Below are 1,710 nucleotides of genomic sequence, written 5' to 3' on the forward strand. Positions count from 1 at the left end.
CAGCGAACGGTCCATCAGGCCATAGGTGGTGCTGGCGACCAGGTCCGGTGCCAGCGCATGCGCCAGGCGGGCCGGCCAGGCCACGGCGCCGATGCTGACGGTGGGCCGCGGGTTGTGCACCAGGTCCACGAACAGCAGCGCCACCTCGCGCGGGTCCACCAGCGGTGAAGGCGGCTTCAGGTGCTTGCCTGTGTAGTTGGCGCCGTGCGTGAAGCCGGGCGTGTCGACGAAGGTCGGGTAGACGGCACACACGTGCACGTCCGGCAGGTCGCCCAGTTCGGCCCGCAGCGCCTCGGTGAAGCCGCGCAAGCCGAACTTGCTGGCGGTGTAGGCGGTGGCAAATGGCGAAGGCGTCCAGCCACCCAGCGAGATCATGTTGATCAAGGTGCCCTGCTTGCGCGCGCGAAAGTGCGGCACCACAGCGTGCGCGCCATTCATGTGGCCGATCAGGTTGGTCTCGATGATGCGGCGGTGCGCCTGCGCCGGTGTGTCCTCGAAACGACCGACAGCGCCGACACCCACGTTGTTGATCCACACGTCAATGTGGCCAAAACGACCGATGGCCGCCTCGGCCAGCGCCTGCACCATGGTCGCGTCGGTCACATCGGTCGGCACCACCAGCACGTCGGCGCCAAATTGCCGGCATTCGGCCGCAATGCCTTCCAGCCCCTCACGGCCACGCGCCGCCAACACCAGTTGCGCGCCGTCTCGGGCAAAGGCCAGCGCCCCGGCCCGGCCAATGCCGCTGGAGGCGCCTGTGAGCACGATGACCGGTTGCGTGGACGGCAACAATGGGTTGGCGGACATGGGATCTCCCTGTTGGGCGGAATGGGGCGAAATGGGGGCGAAAACCTGGAATGACTCGCCACAAGCGGCAAACCGTGTTCCCGCCGGCTTGAAGCGCCGGGGCCTGTCCCCACATGGGCACGATGCCCATCCTCCTGCTGACTGCGCTGCTCCACCTCTACATCGGCTGGCGCATCGCGCCGCAGTTGCCGGGGCCCTGGGCCAGCGGCCTGCTCGTCGCCGTGCTGGTCGGCTCTGCGCTGCTGATCCCCGCAGCCTTCTTCGGTCGCAAGGCGCGCGAGCGCAGCAGCGCAGACCGCTGGACCTGGGCCGGCATGACGGCGCTGGGCCTGTTCTCGATGCTGTTCGTGCTGACCTTGCTGCGCGAATTCGTGCTGCTGGCGGCCATGCCCTTCGCCTCGCTGCCGCCGCTGGCCGTGCCCAGCGCCGAGGCGGTGCCGCTGCTGGCCCTGGTCGGCGTGCTGCTGGGCTTCATGAATGCCAGGCGCACCGCCCACGTGCGGGACGTGAAGGTGCCGGTGGCCGGGCTGCCGGCTGCGCTGGAAGGCTTCACCATCGCCCAGATCACCGACGTGCACATCGGCCCCACCGTCAAGAAGCCGTATGTGCAGGCCATCGTCGACCGGGTCAACAAGCTGCAGGCCGACGCCGTGGCCATCACGGGTGACCTGGTGGACGGCCGCGTGCAGGACCTGCATGACGACGCCGCGCCTCTGGCCGGCCTGCGCTCGCGCCACGGCACGTTTTTCGTCACCGGCAACCACGAGTACTACAGCGGCGCGCCGGAATGGGTGGCGCTGCTGGGCAAGCTGGGCCTGCGCGTGCTGACCAATGAACACGTGGTGCTGCAACACGGCAGTGCGCAGCTGGTGATGGCCGGCGTGGCCGACTTCAGCGCCGGCC

2 protein-coding genes are annotated in these 1,710 nt (G+C 68.9%); one reads left to right on the plus strand and one right to left on the minus strand.

Annotated elements, in window-relative coordinates:
* Positions 1 to 807, minus strand: an 807-nt coding sequence (locus FKP22_RS29475; protein WP_141291750.1) for an SDR family oxidoreductase, incomplete at its 3' end; no start/stop codon positions are given.
* A gap of 122 nt (positions 808 to 929) precedes the next feature.
* Here FKP22_RS29475 and FKP22_RS29480 point away from each other — a divergent pair.
* A partial coding sequence (locus tag FKP22_RS29480; protein ID WP_233447007.1) for a metallophosphoesterase occupies positions 930 to 1,710 on the plus strand: 781 nt, incomplete at its 3' end.

The sequence above is a fragment of the Ideonella azotifigens genome, from assembly GCF_006519715.1.
Taxonomy (GTDB): domain Bacteria; phylum Pseudomonadota; class Gammaproteobacteria; order Burkholderiales; family Burkholderiaceae_C; genus Ideonella; species Ideonella azotifigens.